Origin of the sequence: Enterobacter cloacae complex sp. 342H5, assembly GCF_050030905.1 — a bacterium.
Lineage (GTDB): Bacteria > Pseudomonadota > Gammaproteobacteria > Enterobacterales > Enterobacteriaceae > Enterobacter > Enterobacter intestinihominis.
The window spans coordinates 1674246-1697610 of sequence record NZ_JBLGVB010000001.1 but is presented as its reverse complement, the minus strand read 5'-3'; the positions used below and the strand labels follow the sequence as shown (position 1 = coordinate 1697610).

Below are 23365 nucleotides of genomic sequence, written 5' to 3'. Positions count from 1 at the left end.
CGGATCCGTTAGCAGGAAAATAGGCAACTTATTGCCGTTGGGCAAGATGATTTTTTCAGGTTCACCAGGAATGGATGAAATTTGCGAGTCGCTTTCCGAAAATGAGGTTGATCTTTATGCATACAGGGGTTACTGTATATCCATACAGTAACTACAGGGCTGGAATGAATATGTACACTTCAGGCTATGCAAATCACTTAACACCTTCTACTTCTGCCGCAGGCAATGCTGCGCAGAATTCTATCGGGCGTGAATCGACAGGGCTTATCAGTGAAGTGGTTTACCGTGAAGACCAGCCGCTGTTGACACAACTCTTACTCCTGCCGCTTTTGCAGCAGCTCGGGCAACAGTCTCGCTGGCAGCTCTGGCTGACGCCACAGCAAAAATTAAGTCGCGAATGGGTTCAGTCGGCTGGGCTGCCGTTAGCGAAGGTGATGCAGATTAATCAACTCTCCCCTTGCGATACGGTCGAGTCGATGGTCCGGGCATTACGTACCGGGAACTATAGCGTCGTGATTGGGTGGTTGCCTGAGGATCTGTCGCAAGAGGAACATTTGCGTCTGACTGAAGCGGCTGAAGAAGGTAACGCGATGGGTTTCATCATGCGGCCAGTTCGTGGAGATTCCTATCGCAGAGGACAACATCCCGGGCTAAAAATTCACTCAAATGTGTACCATTGAGTCATTTTAAGAGTTTTCCTGGAATTTTTTTCGACCGCAGTATGCAAAAAAAGTTCAACGCGCCAAAACTGCGGCAAGGCTTGTCTGACGCGGTTCTCGTTAATTTTACTGCACAAAATTCGTTCAAAAATTGTTAAATATTAGGTATACGGAACTTTTTTTTTCATATGCCTGACGGACTTCACACTTGTAAGTTTTCAGCTACGTTGTAGACTTTACATCGCCAGGGGTGCTCGGCCTAAGCCGAAGATATCGGTAGGTTTATATTTGACCACGCCCCCCGGTGAAGGATTTAACCGTGATTCCTCCGATGGAGATATTCATGGCAAATTTTGGATGATAACGAGGCGCAAAAAATGAAAAAGACAGCTATCGCGATTGCAGTGGCACTGGCTGGCTTCGCTACCGTAGCGCAGGCCGCTCCGAAAGATAATACCTGGTATGCAGGTGGTAAACTGGGTTGGTCTCAGTTCCATGACACCGGTTGGTACAACAGCAGCCTGAACAACGATGGCCCTACTCACGAGAGCCAGCTGGGTGCAGGTGCGTTCGGTGGCTATCAGGTTAACCCGTATGTTGGCTTTGAAATGGGTTACGACTGGTTAGGTCGTATGCCTTACAAAGGCGACAACGTAAATGGCGCTTTCAAAGCTCAAGGCGTACAGCTGACCGCTAAACTGGGTTACCCAGTAACTGACGATCTGGACGTGTACACCCGTCTGGGCGGCATGGTATGGCGTGCAGACTCCAGCAACAGCATCGCTGGTGACGACCACGACACGGGTGTTTCCCCAGTATTCGCTGGTGGCGTTGAGTGGGCAATGACCCGTGACATCGCTACCCGTCTGGAATACCAGTGGGTTAACAACATCGGTGACGGTGCTACCGTTGGCGTTCGTCCAGACAACGGCATGCTGAGCGTTGGTGTTTCTTACCGTTTCGGTCAGCAGGAAGATGCGCCAGTCGTAGCTCCAGCTCCGGCTCCAGCGCCAGAAGTACAGACCAAGCACTTCACTCTGAAGTCTGACGTTCTGTTCAACTTCAACAAAGCTACCCTGAAACCAGAAGGTCAGCAGGCACTGGATCAGCTGTACACCCAGCTGAGCAACCTGGATCCTAAAGACGGTTCTGTAGTGGTTCTGGGCTTCACCGACCGTATCGGTTCTGACGCTTACAACCAGGGTCTGTCTGAGAAACGTGCTCAGTCTGTAGTTGATTACCTGGTATCTAAAGGTATCCCAGCTAACAAGATCTCCCCACGTGGTATGGGCGAATCTAACCCAGTTACCGGTTCTACCTGTGACAACGTGAAACCACGCGCTGCACTGATCGACTGCCTGGCACCAGATCGTCGCGTAGAGATCGAAGTTAAAGGTATCAAAGACGTTGTAACTCAGCCTGCGGCATAAGTTATCGTCTTATAAAAAAACCCCGCCATGCGGGGTTTTTTATTATCTGAAGAAAAGCAAAACGCTTATTTTTTACCTAACAGTGCCTGTAGATCGTTCTTCAGCGTCGACATCTGACTGGCATACTTCTCTTTGTGCTCGGCATCTTCAATCAGCTGCACCACCGTTTCCGACAGGGTTTTCCCGCGCCGTTGCGCCAGCCCGGCCAGACGCTGCCAGACCATAAACTCCAGGTCGATGGATTTCTTACGGGTGTGCTGATGCTCGGCATTGAAATGCCGTTTACGACGAGCACGGATAGTTTGCTTCATCCGGTTTAACAGGGCCGGATTAATGTGTTTCTCAATCCAGCCGTTGACCAGTACCGGTTCGTTTTCGAGGGTCAGCAACATATCCACAGCTTCTTGCGCCGCGCTGGCTTCGATGTAGCAGGTGATCAGCTCCCCTTCACGGTGCTTTTTGACCAGGTACTTCCATTTCCAGCCGCTTTCGAGGTTTTCCAGTTGTTGATATTTCATTGCGATCTCAGTGTTACCGTGTAACTCTGTTCAGAATATCAGTTTTTTGGCAATCTGCTGAAAAGAAATCATATCCTGTGAAACGCCGCAGGCGATCCGCATGACGAAAACCCGAATCCTGATTGGGCAGAGTGCGCCGCTTACGGTATACTCCACGGTTTTACTTCTGACTAAAAAACATCAACTTTGACCATTACGAAACTTGCATGGCGTGACCTGGTTCCGGATACCGAGAGCTATCAGGAGCTGTTTGCACAGCCAGACCTCACAAAAGAACACGAATTCATACTTAGCGATACACAACCGCGTTTGCATTACGCGCTGGAGCAGATGTCATCCCCATGGGCTACATCTCCTTTCATGCTGCTCAAAGCCCCGGAAGAAGCCGAGTATCTGACGCTTCTCGGTGATGCCATGCGCCAGTTGCAGCCAAAAACGAATGCCGTTTTTGGTGGCCAATATCATATTGCCGGACGTGACGTGACGTACGAACCTGCCATGCAGGCAGACGGACAGTTCGCTGCAAAAGGCGAGGTGATCACCGCCAACTGGGTGGAAGCAGAACAGCTGTTCGGCTGCCTTCGTCAGTTCAATGGCGATGTGTCACTGCAACCGGGGCTGGTACACCGCGCGAATGGCGGCGTGTTGCTCATCTCCCTTCGCACCCTGCTTGCTCAGCCTCTGCTGTGGATGCGCCTGAAAACGGTGGTGACGCAGCAACGTTTTGACTGGGTAGGCTACGACGATTCGCGTCCGCTGCCTGTATCCATTCCGTCTATGCCGCTGTCGCTGACCGTCGTGCTGACGGGCGACCGTGAATCTCTGGCTGATTTCCAGGAAATGGAGCCAGAACTCGCGGAGCAGGCTGTCTATAGCGAATTTGAAGACAATATTCAGATCGCCGATGCCGATGACATGGCGCAGTGGTGTCAGTGGGTTATGGCCGTGGCGGAACGTTTCGCACTGCCCTCGCCTGCCGAGGATGCGTGGCCGGGCTTAATCCGCGAGGCCGTACGCTACACTGGCGATCAGGAAACCCTGCCGCTCTGCCCGCTCTGGATCGGTAAACAGCTGCGTGAAGTGGGGGTTATCAGCGGTAACGGTCCGTTTACCGGCGAGCAGCTTAGCCAGATGCTGGCCCAGCGTGAATGGCGTGAAGGTTATCTTGCTGACCGTATGCAGGATGAAATTCTTCTGGAACAGATTCTGGTGGAGACCGAAGGCGAACGTATCGGGCAAATCAACGCCTTGTCCGTCATCGAGTTCCCCGGACACCCGCGCGCCTTTGGTGAGCCTTCCCGTATCAGCTGTGTCGTACACATTGGTGACGGCGAATTTACCGATATCGAACGCAAGGCCGAACTGGGCGGAAACATTCATGCCAAAGGCATGATGATCATGCAGGCGTTCCTGATGTCTGAACTTCAGCTCGAGCAGCAGATCCCCTTCTCTGCCTCGTTGACCTTTGAGCAGTCCTACAGTGAAGTCGACGGCGACAGCGCCTCGATGGCGGAGCTGTGTGCCGTGATCAGCGCGCTTGCAGACGTGCCGATTAACCAGAATATTGCGATTACCGGGTCCGTGGATCAGTTTGGCCGTGCCCAACCGGTGGGCGGACTGAATGAGAAAATCGAAGGCTTCTTCGCAATCTGCCAGCAGCGCGGTTTAAACGGCAAACAGGGCGTGATTATTCCGGCACCTAACGCTCGCCATTTGAGCCTGAGCCAGGCGATTCTGGATGCGGTAGAGCAGGAACAATTCTCCGTCTGGGCCATCGAAGGAGTTGAGGATGCACTACCCTTACTGACAAACCTGGTCTGGGACGGCGAAGGCCAGACAACCCTGATGCAGACCATTCAGGAACGTATAGCTCAGGCGACACAGCAGGATGCTCGTCATCGTTATCCGTGGCCGTTACGCTGGTTAAGTTGGTTTAGTACGAACTGATCGGACTTGTTCAGCGTACACGTGTTAGCTATCCTGCGTCCTTCACTAAAATAAGGCTTACTGAGAACATGGTAGATAAACGCGAATCCTATACTAAAGAAGACCTTCTTGCCTCTGGTCGCGGTGAACTGTTTGGCGCGAAAGGCCCGCAGTTACCAGCCCCAAATATGCTGATGATGGACCGTGTCGTGAAAATGACCGAAACCGGCGGCAACTTTGATAAGGGTTACGTAGAAGCAGAACTTGATATCAACCCGGACCTGTGGTTCTTCGGTTGCCACTTTATTGGCGATCCGGTAATGCCTGGCTGCCTGGGCCTCGATGCCATGTGGCAGCTGGTTGGCTTCTATCTGGGCTGGCTTGGCGGTGAAGGCAAAGGCCGTGCGCTGGGCGTAGGCGAAGTGAAATTCACCGGTCAGGTTCTACCTACCGCGAAGAAAGTCACCTACCGTATCCATTTCAAACGCATCGTTAACCGCCGCTTGATTATGGGCCTGGCGGACGGTGAAGTGCTGGTAGATGGTCGCCTGATCTATACCGCGAACGACCTGAAAGTGGGTCTGTTCCAGGATACCTCCGCTTTCTGATAACGGCTTTTAGCCCCATCCAGAAAGGCGAAACCTCCGCATTGCGGAGGTTTCTTTTAAAGAGACGGTATCAAGCAAGTACTGCCCTGTCTCCCATGGCTTCTCGCCAGCCCCCTAGCCATTGGGACCTTTGATTCAGGGCCTGATAGGGACACATTTCTTTTGAACGTCCGGCGATGCCAGCCTGATAACCACGTTGATGAGCCCTTTCCAGGCGATCTCGTTTCTGTCTCTTCATGCCTCGTTTCCCTCATTCTTTTGTCTGGTGGAAAGAAAACAGTGGTTGCAATATGTGCAAGCACAGTTAACGAATACCCCGAATCTGCGTCAGCGTCAACGTTCAAAATTCATACGGGTGTCATATTTGTGAGCTACATGGAAGATCGTTTGTACAAAAAGTGTGATGCGGGACAAGTAACAACCTGAACGTAAAACGAAAAAAAAGCCGCAATCAGCAAGAAGCTGAGTGCGGCTTTCGTCGATGAATTTTACTTATGGCAGGCGGGAAATCTCTCTTGCTATAGTAGCCGACTCCTGTGCCCATCCCTGCGCAAGTACTTTCACCATTTCGTCATAGCCATCTTTCTGCTGCTTGAGTTCAAGATGGAAAGGACGCTTAATCAGCTGACCCTGGTGATTCAGCAGCCACTCCCCGCTGATAACAACGGCACCATCATAGCGGCCATGGAATCCCGTCACGTTAACATTCAGAGTGTCCTGATCGCTTCCCAGAGGCTGCGAGGCAACGACCCAACCGGGGAGCTGGCTGCTCAGATTCGCCACCAGCGTATTGCGTAGCTGCTGATCCAGCGGGCTGGCCCACAGGTTATTGTTGGCGATTACGTACTGCACATCGCTGGTCTGGTAGACCACCCCGTTGCCCGCCAGGTAATCTGGCACGGCAACCTGCTCAACCCACAGCAGACGGCTGCCCTGCGAGGCGCTGCTCTGCGCCCCCGAATGCGCGCTTAACGGCAGCTGGTAGTAGCTTTTGTTATCGCTTCCAGAGCTACAGGCCGTTAATACCAGTGCGCCTGCGATGATTAGCCATTTTTTCATTGTTTCGCCCTCTTAGGCTCAGGATCCTTTTTATCTTTCGCTTCAAACACCAGCGCGTTGCTCTTTTCATTGAGCGTTTTCAGAACGGGCTGTAGCTCGCGTAAAACCTGATCAAGACGTTGCATATCCGCCACCATCTTGTTGTAGGCCGCTGAGCCCGGCTGGAAGCCCTGCATACTGCGATTCAGTTCACGCAACGTTTTCTGCATATCCTGCGGCAGTTGCTGCATGGACTGGTTGGCCGTGATCTTGTTGATATTATCCAGGGTGGTTTGCAGACGTTGCATCGTCGCCTGGCTCTGATGCAGTGATCCCGTCGCAGCCTCAAGCATTGGATTCAGCGGCAGATTGTTGATCTTATCCAGCGTTTCCATCAGACGCTGTTGGATCTGCGCCAGGCCACTGCTGACCGTAGGAATGATTTTGTAGCCGCCAAATTCACGGACTCCCGTCATAGGTGGCGCTTTTGGATAGAAGTCCATATCGACATACAACGCCCCTGTCACCAGATTGCCGGTTTTCAGCGAGCCACGCAGACCGCGATTCATCAGGTCGCTGATATGCTCCCCAATATCCTGATCCTCACCAATCTGGTTAATTAAACGCTCAGGTTCAATGCGTATCAGCACCGGAATACGATAATCATCATCAAGCATTTGCTTGAGTCCCGGAACAAAGTAAGGCACTTGCCCCACTGTACCCAGACGGATACCGCGGAACTCAACTGGCGCTCCTGGCTGCAAGCCGCGTACAGAGTCCTTAAAGAACATCAGATAATCGATGTGATCGGTATAGAGCGCATCCTGAATGCTTTTTTGATCGTCAAACAATCTGAAGGCGGTTTTTTCCGCCACCGGTTGTCCCAGATCTATACCTTCCGGCACGTCAAAACTGACGCCCCCACCAAACAGCGTGGTGAGTGAACCCATCTCAACGCGCATCCCCGCAGAGGTGAGATCCACAGCGATCCCACTGTCTTTCCAGAAACGAACGTTACTGGTCACCAGTCGGTCATTAGGCGCATTGATAAATAGCTGATAGCTGATGGTCCGTTTTTGCGGATCGAAGGTGCTCGTTTCAACCGAACCGACACGATACCCACGGAACAGCACCGGATCGCCCGGCGAGAGCTGGCCCGCTTTTTTACTGTCCAGAATGACGCGGATCCCTTTTGCATCCGGTGGCGCAAGCGGCGGTGAATCCAGCAACTGATAGTTTGCTGGCTGGGCGCCTTTATTGCCGGGCTGGAGTTCAATGTAAGCCCCTGACAATAGCGTCCCTAAGCCGCTGATCCCTTCTCTTCCGACCTGCGGTTTCACCACCCAAAAAACGGAATCTTCATGGAGCAGTTTTTCCATGCCAGCATTCAGGCGGGCCTTAATTTCAACATGGGTTAAATCATCCGTCAGGGTCGCGCTTTCCACGACACCCACATCCACGCTGCGGCTCTTGATGGTGGTTTTTCCGCCCTCAATTCCCTCTGCATTGGTGGTAATTAGCGTGACTTCCGGTCCCTGATGGCTGTAATGATAAAACAGGATCCATGCACCGATCAGCGCGGTCACGATGGGGAAAATCCACACCGGCGACCAGTTTCTGACCTTCTGCACTTTAGCCTCTCCACTCTTATTTTCCATGCTCTTACTCTTCCTCATGGCTTGAATCGGGCTCACGATCCCACGATAAACGAGGGTCGAAGGTCATGGCCGCAAACATGGTCATAATGACGACCAAAGCAAACATCAGCGCTCCCATAGCGGGATAAATACTCATCAGCCCACCCATACGCACCAGCGCTGAGAGAACCGCAATCACGAACACGTCAATCATCGACCAGCGGCCAACAAATTCCACGACCTCATAAATCAGATGCATGCGCTCACTGTCACGCTTACCGTGCCCTTTTGCATCCCAGCAAAGCCAGGCAATGGCAATCATCTTTAAGGTCGGAACCATAATGCTGGCGAGAAATATGACGCCTGCAACAGGGTATGACCCTTCGCTCCACAGCAAAATCACCCCGGCAAGGATGGTCGAGGGCATTCTGTCGCCGAGCAGATCGGTGATCATGATCGGCAAAATATTGGCGGGCAGATAAAGCATGACAGAGGTCACCAGCAGCGCCATGGTCCATTGCAGGCTATTTTTGCGTCGGACGTGACCTTTTGTTTCACAGCGGGGACACACCTCGACATCCGCGGGCAGCACGGCGGTGCAGCAGGAGCAGGAGCGCAGCCCCTGACGGATACCCGGTACGCCCACCTTTACCGTCTGCGAGAGCGTCGGTGCCGGGGCAATATCGTCCCAGGTCCAGCGTCGGTCCACGCACTGGAAAGCGCGCAGTTGCAGCACGCAATACAGACACCACGGAATAAAGCTACTGCCAATCCCCACATCGCCGTAGGCCATCAGCTTCACGAAGCTGACCAGGATACCCGCCAGAAAAATTTCCGCCATCCCCCAGCTTTTCAGCTGGAACAGGATCCGCGCGAGTTTGATTTTAAGGGCGGTGGGCATCCTGACGCGATTGACCAGTAGCAGAATGACGACCAGGCAAAAAGCCGGGACTATCTGCACGAACAGAAGAAAGAAGGTGCCAAGGCTGGCGTAATCTTCCGAGAACATCACGCCTGGAATTTCCAGTAACTCCACCTGGCTTACCATCCCACCCACTTTCATAGAGATGAAAGGGAAGAGATTGGAGAGCAGTAACATGAACAGGGCTGCCAGCGCGTAAGCCGTAGGACGCTGCCTTGGCGCGTCCCACTCGGTCGTCAGCGTAGCTCCGCAGCGCGGGCAGGCAGCCTTATGTCCGTGACCAAGCTCTGGCAACGCCACGAGCATATCGCATTGCGAGCATAAAATATGCCGATCGGCATGGTGCTGGTCACACATAGATTATCCCTGTTTATGCGCCGTTTTTCAGAGACTCAAGGTACTCCCAGCGCTCAAATGCCTCTTCCAGCGCCTGCTCGGCCTGGGAGAGTTCAGCCAATACTTTCTGAGTATAGTCGTGAGGCTGCGTAAAGAATGACGCATCAGCGACCTGAATTTGCAGTGCTTCCAGTGCCGCTTCCAGCTCTTCCAGACGCTGCGGCAGCCCTTCCAGCTCGCGCTGCAAGTTATAGCTCATTTTAGCAGGAGACTTTTTGACAGTTTCTGCTTTCACAACAACAGGTTCAGCGACATTTTTGGTCTTCGCCTGTTTTTGCGCCAGCGACTGCGATTGCTGTCCACGCGCGTCATGATAGCCGCCCACATATTGACCGATGCGTCCTTCGCCTTCGAAGATCCAGCACTCGGTCACGGTGTTATCGACAAATTGACGATCGTGGCTGACCTGCATCACGGTTCCCTGATAGCCATCAATCAACTCTTCCAGCAGTTCCAGCGTTTCGACATCCAGATCGTTCGTCGGTTCATCGAGAATCAGTAAGTTACTGGGTTTCAGGAACAGGCGCGCCAGTAAAAGACGGTTACGCTCACCGCCGGACAGCGCGCGCACAGGCGTCAGGGCGCGTTTTGGGTGGAACAGGAAGTCCTGAAGGTAGCCCAGCACGTGACGCGGCTTGCCGTTAACCATCACCTCCTGTTTACCCTCTGCGAGGTTGTCCATCACCGTACGGTCCGGATCCAGCTCTGCGCGATGCTGGTCAAAGTACGCTACTTCCAGCTTGGTACCACAGTGAATACGACCGCTGTCTGCCTGCAACTGGCCCAGCATCAGTTTCAACAGCGTGGTTTTGCCGCAGCCGTTTGGACCAATAAGCGCAATTTTGTCGCCACGCTGAACCTGTGCGGAGAAATCGTTCACCAGCACTTTGCCGTCAACCGAATAATTCACGTTCTCCATTTCGAAGACAATCTTGCCCGAGCGGGACGCCTCTTCCACCTGCATTTTGGCGCTACCCATGACTTCACGGCGTTCGCTACGTTCGCGGCGCATCGCCTTCAGGGCGCGAACGCGGCCTTCATTACGGGTACGACGCGCCTTGATGCCCTGACGGATCCATACCTCTTCCTGCGCCAGCTTGCGGTCGAACTCGGCGTTTTGCAGCTCTTCCACGCGCAGGTTCTCTTCTTTCTCCAGCAGATAGGTATCGTAATCGCCCGGATAGGTCACCAGCTTGCCGCGGTCGAGGTCGACAATGCGCGTGGCCATGTTGCGGATGAACGAACGGTCGTGGGAGATGAAGATAATGGTGCCATTGAAAGTTTTCAGGAACCCTTCCAGCCAGTCAATCGCTTCGATATCCAGGTGGTTCGTTGGTTCGTCCAGCAGCAGTACCCTGGGCCCGCTCACCAGGGCACGGCCCAGCGCGGCTTTACGCAGCCAGCCGCCGGAGAGCGCCGACAGCTCCATATCCGCTTCCAGGCCAAGCTGGGCCAGCACTTCGTTAATGCGGTTTTCCAGCTGCCACAGGCCGTGGTGATCGAGCATCTCCTGCACTTTTGCCAGCTCGTTGAGATTTTTGTCGCTCGGGTCGGTCATGACCAGATGCGAAATCTCGTGGTAGCGCTTGAGGTATTCCGCCTGCTCTGAAATTCCTTCAGCCACAAAATCGTACACGCTGCCGGTAACGTTACGCGGCGGATCCTGTTGCAGACGAGAGACGACCAGATCCTGCTCGTAAACAATACGGCCGTCGTCCAGCCCCTGCTCACGGTTGAGGATTTTCATCAGCGTCGATTTACCTGCGCCGTTACGGCCGACCAGACAGACGCGCTCGTTATCTTCGATATGCAGCTCTGCATTATCGAGAAGCGGTGAGTCGCTGAAAGAGAGCCACGCGCCGTGCATACTAATTAAAGACATTTATTTTTCCTTTCAGACCGCGGAGATCAGCCAGCAGTTGTGGATTTGACGGTTACGGGCAAAGTCCTGAGACAGCGTTTTTTGGCTGATTTCTTGTGCTTTAAGTCCCAGTTCGGCCAGGCCGTCGTGATCCATGCGGAATCCGCGCTTGTTATTCGAGAACATAATGGTGCCGCCTTTACGCAGCAGACGCTTCAGGTCGGTCATCAGGCGCAGGTGATCGCGTTGAACGTCAAAGCTATCCTCCATACGCTTGGAGTTAGAGAAGGTCGGCGGATCGATAAAGATCAGATCAAACTGCTCGTCGGTATCGCGCAGCCAGCCCAGCACGTCGGCCTGTAACAGGCGATGCTGACGACCGGTTAAGCCGTTAAGACGCAGGTTGCGCTCTGCCCACTCCAGATAAGTACGGGACATATCGACCGTGGTGGTACTACGCGCCCCACCAAGCCCTGCATGAACGCTGGCGCTGCCGGTATAGGAGAACAGGTTCAGGAAGTCTTTGCCCTTGCTCATCTGTCCCAGCATGCGGCGGGCGATGCGGTGATCGAGGAACAGACCGGTATCAAGGTAATCGGTCAGGTTAACCCACAGGCGCGCATTATATTCGCCCACTTCGATGAAGTCGCCCTTCTCGCCCATCTTCTGATACTGGTTTTTGCCTTTCTGACGCTCACGGGTTTTCAGCACCAGCTTGTTTGGCGAAATGCCGAGTACGGCGATGGTGGCCGCAATCACATCCAGCATACGCTGACGCGCTTTTTGCGCATCAATGGTTTTCGGCGGGGCGTATTCCTGAACCACCACCCAGTCTGCATAGCGGTCAACCGCCACGTTGTATTCCGGCAGGTCAGCGTCGTAAAGGCGATAACATTCGATGCCTTCCTGCTTCGCCCACTTCTCAAATTTCTTCAGGTTTTTGCGCAGACGGTTGGCATAATCTTCCGCCACGCCAGACGGTTTGCTGTCCGCTGCTATCTCTGCCAGATGGTAGTTTTTCTGCACGCAGTCCAGCGGGCCGTTTTTCGCCTTGAACTGGCGATCGGCACGTAATTGCAGGCAGCTCAGCAGCTCCGGCGAGGCGCTAAACAGGGAGAGGTTCCAGCCGCCGAAATGCGCTTTCATGTTGCGGCCCAGCAGGCTGTGTAGCGCAATCAGCGCTGGCTCGCTGCCAAGACGCTCACCATACGGCGGGTTGCTGATCACCGTACCGTACGGGCCTTTTGGCAGCGGATTGGTCAGGTTCGCCACATCTTTGACGTCGAAGGTCACCAGCTCACCGATACCGGCACGACGGGCGTTGCTGCGCGCGCGTTCAATCACCCGTGGGTCGTTGTCCGAACCGTAAAAGTGAGAGGTGTACTCCGCCAGCCCTTTACGGGCACGGGTCTGCGCGTCGTCTTTGACCTCTTTCCAGAGGGCTTCATCGTGCTGCGCCCAGCCTTTGAAGCCCCACTGTCCACGATGCAGCCCTGGCGCGCGGTCGGTGGCCAGCATCGCGGCTTCAATCAGCAGCGTACCGGAACCGCACATTGGATCGAGCAGCGGCGTACCCGGCTGCCAGCCGGAGCGCATCACGATAGCGGCGGCCAGTGTCTCTTTGATTGGGGCCATGCCGGTGCGATCGCGATAGCCGCGCAGATGCAGGCCTGCGCCGCTCAGATCCAGGGAAATACTGGCAGTGTCGCCGTTCAGCCAGACGTTGATACGCAGATCCGGGTTTTCACGATCAACGTTCGGACGTTCTCTATTACGACGCGTGAAGCAGTCCACAATGGCGTCTTTGACGCGCAGGGCACCGTACTGGCTGTTGCGGATCTCATCGTTGACGCCGTTGAAATGCACCGCAAAGGTAGCGTCCGGGGTGAAGATCTCTGTCCAGTCGATCATCTGTACACCGGTGTAGAGATCAAGATCGCTGTAGACCTTGCACTCTTTCATCGGCAGCATGATGCGCGACGCCAGACGGCTCCACATCAGGCTCTGGTAAATAAGCCGCGTGTCGCCCTCAAAATGGACACCACCCTGAACCACCTGGCACTCTTTCGCGCCCAGGGTTTCCAGTTCAGTTTTTAACAGCTCTTCCAGCCCACGGGCCGTACTGGCAAACAGAGAATTCATATCGTCACTTTTACTCATAGAAAATTGTCGCGCATTATAGCTAATATGGCGTGTATGTCATAAAGTTGAAGGCTTATTTTATTTAGCGGGAGTGTGCAGTGGCGACGTTATCCAGGCTTTTTATTCATCCGGTGAAATCCATGCGCGGTATCGGCGTGACGCACGCGCTGGCCGATATGAGCGGATTCGCCTTCGATCGTATTTTTATGATCACCGAGCCTGACGGTACGTTCATCACCGCACGTCAGTTCCCGCAGATGGTTCGCTTTACACCTTCCCCGCTTCATGACGGATTGCATTTGACCGCGCCAGACGGTTCAAGCGTCGTGATCCGCTTTGCTGATTTTGCGCCGGTTGAAGCGCCAACGGAAGTGTGGGGCAATCATTTTACCGCGCGTATCGCGCCGGATAACATTAACCAGTGGCTGAGCGGCTTTTTCTCACGTGACGTTCAGCTGCGCTGGGTTGGGCCTGCGCTGACTCGTCGCGTGAAACGCCACGACGCGGTTCCCCTCTCCTTTGCGGATGGTTTTCCCTTCCTGCTGACCAGCGAGGCCTCGCTGCGTGATTTACAAACCCGTTGCAAAGCCAGCGTGCAGATGGAGCAGTTTCGCCCGAATCTGGTGGTGACCGGAGCGGATGCCTGGGATGAAGATACCTGGAAAGTGATCCGCATCGGCAGCGTTATCTTTGATGTCGTGAAGCCGTGCAGCCGCTGTATTTTTACCACCGTCAGCCCGGAGAAAGGCCAGAAACACCCTTCCGGCGAACCGCTGAAAACCTTGCAATCATTTCGTACCGCGCAGGATAACGGTGATGTCGACTTCGGCCAGAACCTGATCCCCCGCTCCAGCGGCGTAATCCGCGTGGGCGACGAGGTCGAAATTCTTACCCGCGGCCCTGCAAGAGTGTACGGCGCAGGCCAGGAAGAAGAAATGGTTGACGTTGTCACCAACGTCGCTTCCGCGGTGGATATTCACTGGGAAGGCAAAGTTATTCGTGGTAACAATCAGCAGGTGCTACTGGAACAGCTGGAGCAGGCGGGTATCCGCGTACCTTATTCCTGTCGCGCGGGGATTTGCGGATGCTGTCGCATTAAACTGGTCGATGGTGAAGTGAGTGCCCTGAAGAAATCTGCGATTGGCAGTGACGGCACGATCCTGTGCTGTAGCTGTGTACCGAAAACATCCGTACAGCTGGAAGCTTAAACCGCCTGTTCGAGGCTGAAGGAATCGACGCGCAGCTGAGGCTTCAGCCTGTCATTCATCACTTTGATGGCATCACCTAACTGCATGACTCGCCCGGCAATGGTCACGCCGGGTTGGGCCAGCAAACAGAGCGCAGCGTTTTCACCGGGTTCAACCACCAGCAGATTCACCTCTTCTTCGGTATCGCTCAGATTGACGCTGGCCGCATCGCCGATAGCCGGGGTCCAGCTCATACCGTGCGCGAGGAAATGCCAGCTTTTCGGCATTTGTGGTTTCAGGAAACGGATCGCCACCAGCGCATTTAGTACCAGTTCAGCGCGCTGTTCTTTGGAGAGATTGAAGTCGCGGCATTTTTCTTCAAAAGAGAAATAGAGTGCAGCGTCGTCAACGCAAAAGCCTGAGGGAGCAAACGCGTCTGGCGTTAACATTCGGCGCGCAAAACGAGAGCGAAACAACATGCCATTGGCTAAGTCGAGCATCATACGGTCATGCTCGTCACAAAAATACCAGCGCCAGTTATCGTCAGGTTTAATTCGCATGTTTCTCTCCCGTCCCCAAAACGTCCTGTACTAAAAATGTCCTGTTTGCCGCTTCGCTTATAACACTAGTAATAAAAGACTATAATGTCTAAATAAGCAACAATGACGGAATATAAAACAACCAGGGCTGGAAATAAAGCCCTGGTTGTCTGATTAAGAGAAAAGATTAGATATGCGTGACAATTTCTTTAATCAATGGCGGCCCTTTAAAAATAAAGCCGGAATAAATTTGCACCAATGAAGCCCCTGCCGCCATCTTCTCACGTGCAGCGATGACGGAGTCAATGCCACCCACGCCAATAATCGGCAGCTGGCCTTTTAATTCCGCGGAGAGTGCGCGAATAATTTCGGTGCTTTTTAATTGTACCGGACGGCCACTTAATCCACCCGCTTCGTCACAGTTTTTCATTCCCTGGACGAGGGAGCGATCGAGCGTTGTATTGGTCGCAATCACACCATCAATATTATGGCGAACTAAACTGTCGGCAACCTGGATCAATTCTTCTGCCGAAAGATCCGGGGCGATCTTAACCGCGACCGGAACATATTTATGGTGGATCGCCTGTAGTGCCGTTTGTTTATTTTTAATGGCGCCAAGAAGATCGTCGAGCGCTTCGCCATATTGTAATGAACGCAGCCCTGGGGTGTTAGGCGAGGATATATTCACCGCGATATAACCGGCATAGGCATAGACTTTTTCCATACAAATCAGATAGTCATCTTTACCCTGCTCGACGGGCGTGTCTTTATTTTTGCCAATATTAATACCCAGCACACCATCAAAATGGGCTTTCTTAACGTTCTCAACCAGATGATCGACGCCAAGGTTATTAAAGCCCATGCGGTTGATCAGCCCCTCGGCTTCAACCAGGCGGAACAGACGTGGCTTGTCATTTCCCGGCTGCGGACGCGGCGTCACTGTCCCGATTTCGATCGAGCCAAAGCCCATCGCGCCGAGTGCATCAATGCATTCGCCATTTTTGTCCAGACCGGCCGCAAGGCCCAGTGGATTTTTGAACGTCAGGCCCATGCATTGGACAGGTTTTTCCGGCACGTTTTGACGCACCAGCGCGGCCAGAGGCGTTCCTGTAATACGACGTAACTGCTGAAATGTAAATTCATGAGCGCGCTCAGGATCGAGCTGGAAAAGGGCTTTACGAACGAAGGGGTAGTACATGAACTCTCCTGGATTCCCGGTGTGCAAACCGGGAGGGGATTATGTGCGATCCCGCCCGGAAAGGGAATTGACCTGTGGCAAAAAAAGCCATGTAAAACGCAATCGTTTACTAATCGGTTCGCTTCTTATGCGTTTTTCTGCATTCATCCTGAGGATAAATCATTTAGTGGAATAACCACGCAATGTCACACTCCTGAAAATTGTTATGAATGTTAGATAAAAGCAAACAATTAGTTATAAGGAGCAACCATGCGCGTCATTACCCTGGCCGGAAGCCCCCGCTTCCCCTCTCGATCCAGCGCACTGCTGGAATACGCTCGCGAAAAGCTTAATGCTCTGGATGTCGAAGTGTGTCACTGGAATTTGCACAATTTCGCGCCTGAAGATCTGCTCTACGCCCGTTTCGACAGCCCGGCGCTGAAAACCCTGATCGAACAACTTAAGCGTGCTGACGGGTTGGTCGTCGCGACACCAATTTATAAAGCCTCTTTTTCCGGTGCACTGAAAACGCTGCTCGATCTGCTGCCCGAACGCGCGCTGGACGGTAAGGTCGTCCTGCCGCTGGCCACAGGCGGTACGGTAGCCCATTTACTGGCGGTGGATTATGCCCTCAAGCCGGTTCTGAACGCGCTGAAAGCGCAGGAGATCCTGCATGGCGTCTTCGCTGACGACTCACAGGTAATCGACTACCAGCATAAACCGCATTTCACGCCGAATCTGCAAACCCGCCTCGACAGCGCGCTTGAAACCTTCTGGCACGCCCTTAATCGTCGGGATCGCCACGCGGCGGCATTTCATCAATCACAAGGAGTGGCGCATGTTTAAAACAGTTACCCGTATCGGGCTGGCAGGTCTGCTGGCAGTGGCATCGCTGGCTCAGGCGGCGGAGAAAACGCCGGAGAGCCTGCGTATCGGTTATCAGAAAGGCAGCGTCAGCATGGTGCTGGCGAAAAGCCATGCGTTGCTGGAGAAACGTTTCCCGCAGACCAAATTCTCATGGGTCGAGTTCCCTGCCGGACCGCAGATGCTGGAGGCGCTGAACGTCGGGAGTATTGATTTAGGCAGCACCGGCGATATCCCGCCGATCTTTGCCCAGGCGGCCGGGGCGGATCTGGTTTACGTTGGCGTTGAACCCGCCAAGCCGAAGGCAGAGGTTATTTTGGTGCCGGAAAACAGCGAGATCAAAAGCGTCGCCGATCTCAAAGGCCATAAGGTTGCTTTCCAGAAAGGTTCCAGCTCGCACAACCTGCTGCTGCGCGCGTTGCAGGAGGCCGGCCTTAAATTCACCGATATCCAGCCCGTTTACCTGACGCCTGCCGATGCGCGCGCGGCGTTTCAGCAAAAAAATGTTGATGCCTGGGCTATCTGGGATCCGTACTACTCCGCCGCACTGTTGCAGGGCGGTGTGCGGGTGCTGAAAGACGGCACCACCCTGAAACAAACCGGTTCGTTCTACCTGGCGGCACGTCCTTACGCTGAAAAAAATGGCGCATTTATTCAGCAGGTGCTGGATACCTTCTCTCAGGCCGATGCGCTGACCCAAAGCCAGCGTCAGCAGAGCATCACGCTACTGGCAAAAACCATGGGCCTGCCTGAACCGGTGATCGCCACCTATCTTGACCACCGTCCTCCCACCACCATAGCGCCGGTTGACGCCCACGTTGCCGCCCTCCAGCAGCAAACGGCAGACCTCTTTTATCAAAACCGCCTGGTTCCAAAGCAGGTGAATATTCGCGAACGCATCTGGCAACCCGCTGGCATTGAAGGAAAAAAATCATGAGTCTGAATCTTTTCTGGTTTTTACCCACCCACGGTGATGGACACTATCTTGGCACAGAAGAAGGCGCCCGCCCGGTCGATCACGGCTATCTACAGCAGATCGCCCAGGCGGCAGACCGCATCGGTTTTACCGGGGTGCTGATCCCGACGGGCCGTTCATGTGAGGACGCGTGGCTGGTTGCCGCGTCGATGATCCCCGTCACCCAGCGCCTGAAATTCCTGGTAGCCTTGCGCCCAAGCGTGGTGTCGCCCACCGTCGCGGCACGCCAGGCGGCAACGCTGGACAGGCTCTCCAACGGCCGCGCGCTGTTCAACCTGGTGACGGGCAGCGATCCGCAGGAGCTGGCGGGCGATGGCGTTTTTCTCGATCATACCGAGCGCTATGAAGCCTCCGCAGAGTTCACCCGCGTCTGGCGACGTCTGCTGGAAGGGGAAACCGTCACCTTCGAAGGAAAACATATTCACGTTCGCGATGCGCAACTCTACTTCCCGCCGGTACAACAGCCGCGCCCTCCCCTTTATTTCGGCGGATCGTCGGACGTGGCGCAGGAGCTGGCGGCTGAGCAGGTCGATCTCTATCTGACCTGGGGCGAGCCACCGGAGCTGGTTAAAGAGAAAGTTGCTCAGGTACGCGCCAAAGCCGCAGAACATGGCCGTACGGTGCGCTTCGGCATTCGCCTGCACGTGATCGTACGCGAAACCAACGACGAGGCCTGGCAAGCCGCCGACCGTCTGATCGCTCATCTGGACGACGACACTATCGCCAAAGCACAGGCGGCGTTTGCCAAAACCGACTCAGTGGGCCAACACCGAATGGCCTCCCTGCACAACGGCAAGCGTGAAAATCTTGAGATCAGCCCGAACCTGTGGGCCGGGGTGGGTCTGGTGCGTGGCGGCGCCGGTACGGCGCTGGTCGGCGACGGTCCAACCGTAGCGGCACGCATCAATGAATACGCGGCGCTGGGGATCGACAGCTTTATCCTGTCTGGCTACCCGCATCTGGAGGAGGCCTACAAGGTGGGTGAACTGCTCTTCCCGCACCTGGATGTCGCTATCCCGGAAATTCCGCAGCCACGTCAGCTTCAGTTGCAGGGCGAAGCCGTGGCGAATGCGTTTATCCCGAGAAAAGTCGCGCAAAGTTAAGGAGCCACCATGTCTTCAACCGCACAAAAATGGCTGCTGCGCGCCGCACCATGGTTTCTGCCCGTCGGCATTGTCCTCGTCTGGCAACTGGCGTCTTCAACTGGCTGGCTGTCGAGCCGTATTTTGCCCTCTCCGGAGGGCGTTGTGGAAGCGTTCTGGTCGCTAAGCGCCAGCGGTGAGCTGTGGCAACATCTTGCCATCAGCTCCTGGCGCGCGGTAATCGGCTTTTCGATTGGCGGGAGCATCGGCCTGACGCTGGGGCTGATCAGCGGCCTGTCCCGCTGGGGTGAGCGGCTGCTGGATACCTCCGTTCAAATGCTGCGTAACGTGCCGCATCTGGCGCTTATTCCGCTGGTTATCCTGTGGTTCGGCATTGATGAGAGCGCCAAAATTTTCCTCGTGGCGCTGGGAACATTATTCCCGATTTATATCAATACCTGGCATGGGATCCGCAATATCGATCGCGGTCTGGTTGAGATGGCCCGCAGCTATGGCCTGTCAGGTTTTGCCCTGTTTACCCATGTGATCCTGCCGGGCGCCCTGCCCTCCATTATGGTTGGGGTGCGTTTTGCGCTCGGCCTGATGTGGCTAACCCTGATCGTGGCGGAAACCATTTCGGCCAACTCCGGCATTGGTTATCTGGCGATGAACGCCCGCGAGTTCCTGCAAACGGACGTGGTGGTGGTTGCCATTATCCTTTATGCCCTGCTCGGCAAACTTGCGGACGTCAGCGCCCAGTGGCTGGAACGTAGCTGGCTGCGCTGGAACCCGGCCTACACCGCTCAGGAGGCGAAAGCATGAATACTGCACGACTGAACCAGGGAACACCGTTACTGCTGAACGGCGTGACCAAACGCTACGGTGATAACACCATTCTGAATGCACTGGATCTGCATATTCCTGCCGGACAGTTTGTGGCCGTTGTTGGCCGCAGCGGTGGCGGCAAGAGTACCCTGCTGCGTCTTTTAGCCGGGCTGGAGGCGCCAAACAGCGGTGACATTCTGGCAGGCACCACGCCGCTGTCCACGATTCAGGATGATACGCGCATGATGTTTCAGGACGCGCGTCTGCTGCCGTGGAAAACGGTGATGGATAACGTCGGGCTGGGCCTGAAGGGCAGCTGGCGGGAGGACGCCCGGCAGGCACTCGCCGCCGTCGGGCTGGAGAATCGTGCGGGAGAGTGGCCTGCGGCCCTGTCGGGTGGGCAAAAGCAGCGCGTGGCCCTGGCACGCGCGCTGATTCATCGTCCCGGCCTGCTGCTGCTTGATGAACCGCTCGGCGCGCTTGATGCCCTGACGCGGATCGAGATGCAGGATCTGATTGAAACCCTCTGGCAGACGCACGGCTTTACGGTGCTGCTGGTGACGCATGACGTAAGCGAAGCTGTGGCAATGGCAGACAGGGTGCTGTTAATAGAAGAGGGTAAAATTGGTCTGGATCTGACGGTGGATATTCCACGTCCTCGCCGGGTGGGATCGGCCAGACTGGCGGAGCTGGAGGCGGAAGTGCTGGATAGAGTGATGAAACGTGGAGAAGCGGAGATTCAGCGGATAAAGGCTAATGCCTGATGCCCTCACCCCGGCCCTCTTCAACAGGGAGCACGGCGCAAGGGCAAATCGTAGGCCCGGTAAGCGAAGCGCCACCGGGCTTTTTTACATCAGGCCAGCGCCTTTGTAATCTTCTCGTACAGATCGCCAGACAAATTTTCCAGCCCTTTCAGCTGCTCAAGTGCGGCACGCATTTTCGCCTGACGCTGCGCATCGTAGCGTTTCAGGCGGATCAGCGGCTCAATCAGACGAGACGCCACCTGCGGGTTACGGCTGTTCAGCTCGGTCAGCATTTCAACCATGAACTGATAACCGCTGCCGTCTTCAGCATGGAACGCGGCCGGGTTGCTGCTGGCAAACGCGCCAATCAGGGAGCGGACGCGGTTCGGGTTGCTCATGGTGAACGAACGGTGCTTCAGCAGGCTGCGTACGTTGCTGAGCGCATCGGCTGCCGGGCTGGTGGCCTGAAGGATGAACCACTTGTCCATCACCAGACCATCCTGATGCCACCTGTCGTCGTACTCCTGCATAAGCGCATCGCGGCACGGCAGCTCGGCGGCAACGCTTGCAGCCAGTGCGGCCAGCGCATCCGTCATGTTATCGGCTTCGTGGTACTGCTTGCTCACCAGCGTGTTCGCCAGCTCTGCCTCACCAAATGCCAGATAGCGCAGGCAGGTATTGCGCAGGGAACGTTTACCGATATCCGCATGTTCCACCCGATACGCGTCCAGCTTGTTGGCGTTGTAAATTGCGAGGAATTCATCTGCCAGTTCGGTCGCCAGCGTGCGGGTCAGCGCTTCACGCACGGCGACGATCGCAATGGGGTCAATGATGTCAAACAGCTCGGCGATTTCAGTCGCAGACGGCAGCGTCAAAATTTCAGCCGCCAGCGCCGGGTCAATATTCTCATCCAGCAGGATGGCACGGAAGGCGTCTGCCACATGAACCGGCAGCGTCAGCGGCTGGCCCTGCTGGTAACGGTTCACGTTCAGCTTGATGTACGTTGCCAGCAGGCTTTGTGCCGCATCCCAGCGCGAGAAATCGTTGCGCGCGTGACGCATCAGGAACGTCAGCTGCTGATCGCTCCACTTGTATTCGAGTTTCACCGGCGCGGAGAACTCGCACAGCAGGGCAGGAACAGGCTGGAAATAGACGTTATCGAAGATAAAGGTCTGCTCTGCCTGGGTCACGTTCAGCACGTTATGCACCGGGTGACCGCCCTTCTGTAACGGGATCACGTTGCCTTCGTTGTCGTACAGCTCAACGCTGAACGGAATGTGCAGCGGATGTTTCTCTTCCTGCTCCGCCGTTGGCGGTGTGCGCTGGCTGATGGACAGCGTGTACTGCTCAGTTTCCGGGTTGTAGTCGTCTTTGACCGTCACAATCGGCGTACCGGCCTGGCTGTACCAGCGGCGGAAATGAGACAGATCCACGTTAGAGGCGTCTTCCATCGCCTGGACGAAATCGTCGCAGGTGGCCGCACTGCCGTCATGACGCTCGAAGTAAAGCTGCATCCCTTTCTGGAAATTCGCTTCGCCCAGCAGGGTGTGGATCATGCGGATAATTTCAGCGCCTTTTTCGTACACCGTCAGGGTGTAGAAGTTATTCATCTCAATGACTTTATCCGGGCGGATCGGATGGGCCATTGGGCTGGCATCTTCTGCAAATTGCAGACCACGCATGGTGCGCACGTTGTTGATGCGGTTTACCGCCCGCGATCCCAGATCGGAGCTGAACTCCTGATCGCGGAAGACGGTTAAGCCCTCTTTCAGGCTCAGCTGGAACCAGTCGCGGCAGGTGACGCGGTTCCCGGTCCAGTTATGGAAATATTCGTGGCCGATAACGCGTTCGATATCGAGGTAATCTTTATCCGTTGCGGTATCGGTACGCGCCAGCACGTATTTGGAGTTGAAGATGTTAAGACCTTTATTCTCCATCGCGCCCATATTGAAGAAATCGACAGCAACGATCATATAGATGTCGAGGTCATATTCGAGGCCAAAGCGCGTTTCATCCCACTTCAAGGAGTTGATGAGGGAGGTCATTGCCCACGGGGCGCGGTCAAGGTTGCCACGGTCCACGAACAGCTCCAGCGCGACTTCACGGCCAGAGCGCGTTTTAAAGGTGTCGCGCAGAACATCGAAATCGCCCGCCACCAGCGCAAACAGGTAGCAGGGTTTAGGGAACGGATCCTGCCACTGTACCCAGTGACGGCCATTCTCCAGTTCCCCTTCACCAATCCGGTTGCCGTTGGAAAGCAGGTACGGGTACAGCGTTTTGTCGGCAATAATTTTGGTGGTAAAGCGCGCCAGGACGTCCGGGCGATCCAGATACCAGGTAATGTGGCGGAACCCTTCGGCTTCACATTGGGTGCACAGGGCTACGCCTGACTGGTAAAGCCCTTCCAGCGCGGTATTGGCGGCAGGGCTGATTTCATTCACGATGCGCAGGGTAAAGCGTTCCGGCAGGTTGTCGATGACCAGCTGGTTGCCTTCTTCTCTATAGTCTGACCAGGCTTCATCATTAATATGCAGGGAAACCAGCGTCAGGTCTTCACCATCCAGACGCAGCGGCACGGCTGTCGCGCTCTGGCGCGTCACCTGGCTTACCGCCGTCACGACGGTTTTTGTGGCATCCAGCTCGAAGGTCAGATCGATATCGCTTATCAGGTAATCCGGCGCACGGTAGTCGTGGCGGTATTTAGCTTGTGGCTGTTGTGTCATAGAAAACCTTATGCATCGTTTGTCGAGTAACGATTCAATATATTCCGGTTGTGTAAAACGCGCTATGCAGAATGTTCATCTTTTCAGGCACAACGCCGTTTTTGCTACATTT

20 protein-coding genes are annotated in these 23365 nt (G+C 54.9%); 10 read left to right on the top strand and 10 right to left on the bottom strand.

Going from position 1 to position 23365, the window contains the following annotated elements:
* Positions 1 to 170 precede the first annotated feature (170 nt).
* Both sulA and ompA read left to right on the top strand, forming a co-directional pair.
* A complete protein-coding gene (gene sulA / locus ACQG03_RS08100) occupies positions 171 to 680 on the top strand; it encodes an SOS-induced cell division inhibitor SulA (RefSeq protein ID WP_032610196.1) in 510 nt (169 codons plus the stop codon).
* Between the two features lie 356 nt (positions 681 to 1036).
* Positions 1037 to 2089, top strand: coding sequence for a porin OmpA (gene ompA, locus ACQG03_RS08095; protein ID WP_017694761.1), 1053 nt, complete (start codon positions 1037 to 1039; stop codon positions 2087 to 2089).
* Positions 2090 to 2154: 65 nt separating this feature from the next.
* Here the strand turns inward: ompA and matP are convergent, their stop codons facing one another.
* The gene (gene matP / locus ACQG03_RS08090; RefSeq protein ID WP_003858158.1) at positions 2155 to 2607 is read right to left on the bottom strand and encodes a macrodomain Ter protein MatP; all 453 of its coding nucleotides are present in this window, start codon (positions 2605 to 2607) and stop codon (positions 2155 to 2157) included.
* 186 nt (positions 2608 to 2793) lie between these two features.
* Between matP and ACQG03_RS08085 the strand changes: the two genes are divergently transcribed.
* Together ACQG03_RS08085 and fabA are read left to right on the top strand one after the other, a co-directional pair.
* A complete protein-coding gene (locus ACQG03_RS08085) occupies positions 2794 to 4554 on the top strand; it encodes an AAA family ATPase (RefSeq protein WP_063163381.1) in 1761 nt (586 codons plus the stop codon).
* A 68-nt stretch (positions 4555 to 4622) separates the two neighbouring features.
* The gene (fabA, locus tag ACQG03_RS08080) at positions 4623 to 5141 is read left to right on the top strand and encodes a bifunctional 3-hydroxydecanoyl-ACP dehydratase/trans-2-decenoyl-ACP isomerase (protein WP_000227926.1); all 519 of its coding nucleotides are present in this window, start codon (positions 4623 to 4625) and stop codon (positions 5139 to 5141) included.
* Positions 5142 to 5211: 70 nt separating this feature from the next.
* Here the strand turns inward: fabA and rmf are convergent, their stop codons facing one another.
* The 6 genes from rmf to rlmKL form a co-directional block, all read right to left on the bottom strand.
* On the bottom strand, positions 5212 to 5379 hold the full coding sequence (gene rmf / locus ACQG03_RS08075) for a ribosome modulation factor (protein WP_063163382.1): 168 nt from the start codon (positions 5377 to 5379) through the stop codon (positions 5212 to 5214).
* Between the two features lie 254 nt (positions 5380 to 5633).
* A complete protein-coding gene (pqiC, locus tag ACQG03_RS08070; RefSeq protein WP_063163383.1) occupies positions 5634 to 6200 on the bottom strand; it encodes a membrane integrity-associated transporter subunit PqiC in 567 nt (188 codons plus the stop codon).
* Positions 6197 to 7837, bottom strand: a complete 1641-nt coding sequence (gene pqiB, locus ACQG03_RS08065; protein ID WP_022647653.1) for an intermembrane transport protein PqiB — start codon at positions 7835 to 7837, stop codon at positions 6197 to 6199. Before pqiB ends, pqiC begins: the two co-directional genes overlap by 4 nt.
* A 4-nt stretch (positions 7838 to 7841) precedes the next feature.
* Positions 7842 to 9095 (bottom strand): membrane integrity-associated transporter subunit PqiA, encoded by a 1254-nt coding sequence (pqiA, locus tag ACQG03_RS08060; protein ID WP_022647652.1) that lies wholly within the window; start codon positions 9093 to 9095, stop codon positions 7842 to 7844.
* 13 nt (positions 9096 to 9108) lie between these two features.
* Positions 9109 to 11016, bottom strand: a complete 1908-nt coding sequence (locus ACQG03_RS08055) for an ABC transporter ATP-binding protein (protein WP_063163384.1) — start codon at positions 11014 to 11016, stop codon at positions 9109 to 9111.
* Between the two features lie 12 nt (positions 11017 to 11028).
* On the bottom strand, positions 11029 to 13137 hold the full coding sequence (gene rlmKL, locus ACQG03_RS08050) for a bifunctional 23S rRNA (guanine(2069)-N(7))-methyltransferase RlmK/23S rRNA (guanine(2445)-N(2))-methyltransferase RlmL (protein WP_032622253.1): 2109 nt from the start codon (positions 13135 to 13137) through the stop codon (positions 11029 to 11031).
* Between the two features lie 98 nt (positions 13138 to 13235).
* On the opposite strand from rlmKL, the gene ACQG03_RS08045 reads away from it, so the two are divergent.
* On the top strand, positions 13236 to 14345 hold the full coding sequence (locus tag ACQG03_RS08045; protein WP_022647649.1) for a YcbX family protein: 1110 nt from the start codon (positions 13236 to 13238) through the stop codon (positions 14343 to 14345).
* Here the strand turns inward: ACQG03_RS08045 and zapC are convergent.
* Both zapC and pyrD read right to left on the bottom strand, forming a co-directional pair.
* The gene (zapC, locus tag ACQG03_RS08040) at positions 14342 to 14884 is read right to left on the bottom strand and encodes a cell division protein ZapC (RefSeq protein WP_023299740.1); all 543 of its coding nucleotides are present in this window, start codon (positions 14882 to 14884) and stop codon (positions 14342 to 14344) included. The two genes, ACQG03_RS08045 and zapC, sit on opposite strands and share 4 nt — an antisense overlap.
* A gap of 166 nt (positions 14885 to 15050) precedes the next feature.
* Complete coding sequence (pyrD, locus tag ACQG03_RS08035) at positions 15051 to 16061, bottom strand: quinone-dependent dihydroorotate dehydrogenase (RefSeq protein ID WP_023299739.1); 1011 nt, start codon at positions 16059 to 16061, stop codon at positions 15051 to 15053.
* Positions 16062 to 16310: 249 nt separating this feature from the next.
* On the opposite strand from pyrD, the gene ssuE reads away from it, so the two are divergent.
* The 5 genes from ssuE to ssuB are packed head-to-tail and all read left to right on the top strand — an operon-like array spanning position 16311 to position 20551.
* The gene (gene ssuE, locus ACQG03_RS08030; RefSeq protein WP_022647647.1) at positions 16311 to 16886 is read left to right on the top strand and encodes an NADPH-dependent FMN reductase; all 576 of its coding nucleotides are present in this window, start codon (positions 16311 to 16313) and stop codon (positions 16884 to 16886) included.
* Positions 16879 to 17841, top strand: coding sequence for a sulfonate ABC transporter substrate-binding protein (locus ACQG03_RS08025; RefSeq protein ID WP_022647646.1), 963 nt, complete (start codon positions 16879 to 16881; stop codon positions 17839 to 17841). The genes ssuE and ACQG03_RS08025 overlap by 8 nt, the downstream gene beginning before the upstream one ends.
* The gene (gene ssuD, locus ACQG03_RS08020; RefSeq protein ID WP_038415787.1) at positions 17838 to 18983 is read left to right on the top strand and encodes an FMNH2-dependent alkanesulfonate monooxygenase; all 1146 of its coding nucleotides are present in this window, start codon (positions 17838 to 17840) and stop codon (positions 18981 to 18983) included. The genes ACQG03_RS08025 and ssuD overlap by 4 nt, the downstream gene beginning before the upstream one ends.
* 9 nt (positions 18984 to 18992) lie before the next feature.
* Positions 18993 to 19784, top strand: coding sequence for an aliphatic sulfonate ABC transporter permease SsuC (gene ssuC, locus ACQG03_RS08015; RefSeq protein WP_023299738.1), 792 nt, complete (start codon positions 18993 to 18995; stop codon positions 19782 to 19784).
* The gene (ssuB, locus tag ACQG03_RS08010) at positions 19781 to 20551 is read left to right on the top strand and encodes an aliphatic sulfonates ABC transporter ATP-binding protein (protein ID WP_022647644.1); all 771 of its coding nucleotides are present in this window, start codon (positions 19781 to 19783) and stop codon (positions 20549 to 20551) included. The genes ssuC and ssuB overlap by 4 nt, the downstream gene beginning before the upstream one ends.
* 89 nt (positions 20552 to 20640) lie before the next feature.
* Here ssuB and pepN read toward each other — a convergent pair whose 3' ends face one another.
* The gene (gene pepN / locus ACQG03_RS08005) at positions 20641 to 23253 is read right to left on the bottom strand and encodes an aminopeptidase N (protein ID WP_063163385.1); all 2613 of its coding nucleotides are present in this window, start codon (positions 23251 to 23253) and stop codon (positions 20641 to 20643) included.
* Between the last annotated feature and the right edge of the window lie 112 nt (positions 23254 to 23365).

Excerpts from the sequence above, each read along its gene's own strand:
- sulA (WP_032610196.1), top strand. The coding sequence starts at position 171 with ATGTACACTTCAGGCTATGCAAATCACTTAACACCTTCTACTTCTGCC.
- ompA (WP_017694761.1), top strand. The coding sequence starts at position 1,037 with ATGAAAAAGACAGCTATCGCGATTGCAGTGGCACTGGCTGGCTTCGCT.
- matP (WP_003858158.1), bottom strand. The coding sequence starts at position 2,607 with ATGAAATATCAACAACTGGAAAACCTCGAAAGCGGCTGGAAATGGAAG.
- fabA (WP_000227926.1), top strand. The coding sequence starts at position 4,623 with ATGGTAGATAAACGCGAATCCTATACTAAAGAAGACCTTCTTGCCTCT.
- rmf (WP_063163382.1), bottom strand. The coding sequence starts at position 5,379 with ATGAAGAGACAGAAACGAGATCGCCTGGAAAGGGCTCATCAACGTGGT.
- pqiC (WP_063163383.1), bottom strand. The coding sequence starts at position 6,200 with ATGAAAAAATGGCTAATCATCGCAGGCGCACTGGTATTAACGGCCTGT.
- pqiB (WP_022647653.1), bottom strand. The coding sequence starts at position 7,837 with ATGGAAAATAAGAGTGGAGAGGCTAAAGTGCAGAAGGTCAGAAACTGG.
- pqiA (WP_022647652.1), bottom strand. The coding sequence starts at position 9,095 with ATGTGTGACCAGCACCATGCCGATCGGCATATTTTATGCTCGCAATGC.
- ACQG03_RS08055 (WP_063163384.1), bottom strand. The coding sequence starts at position 11,016 with ATGTCTTTAATTAGTATGCACGGCGCGTGGCTCTCTTTCAGCGACTCA.
- rlmKL (WP_032622253.1), bottom strand. The coding sequence starts at position 13,137 with ATGAATTCTCTGTTTGCCAGTACGGCCCGTGGGCTGGAAGAGCTGTTA.
- zapC (WP_023299740.1), bottom strand. The coding sequence starts at position 14,884 with ATGCGAATTAAACCTGACGATAACTGGCGCTGGTATTTTTGTGACGAG.
- pyrD (WP_023299739.1), bottom strand. The coding sequence starts at position 16,061 with ATGTACTACCCCTTCGTTCGTAAAGCCCTTTTCCAGCTCGATCCTGAG.
- ssuE (WP_022647647.1), top strand. The coding sequence starts at position 16,311 with ATGCGCGTCATTACCCTGGCCGGAAGCCCCCGCTTCCCCTCTCGATCC.
- ACQG03_RS08025 (WP_022647646.1), top strand. The coding sequence starts at position 16,879 with ATGTTTAAAACAGTTACCCGTATCGGGCTGGCAGGTCTGCTGGCAGTG.
- ssuD (WP_038415787.1), top strand. The coding sequence starts at position 17,838 with ATGAGTCTGAATCTTTTCTGGTTTTTACCCACCCACGGTGATGGACAC.
- ssuC (WP_023299738.1), top strand. The coding sequence starts at position 18,993 with ATGTCTTCAACCGCACAAAAATGGCTGCTGCGCGCCGCACCATGGTTT.
- ssuB (WP_022647644.1), top strand. The coding sequence starts at position 19,781 with ATGAATACTGCACGACTGAACCAGGGAACACCGTTACTGCTGAACGGC.
- pepN (WP_063163385.1), bottom strand. The coding sequence starts at position 23,253 with ATGACACAACAGCCACAAGCTAAATACCGCCACGACTACCGTGCGCCG.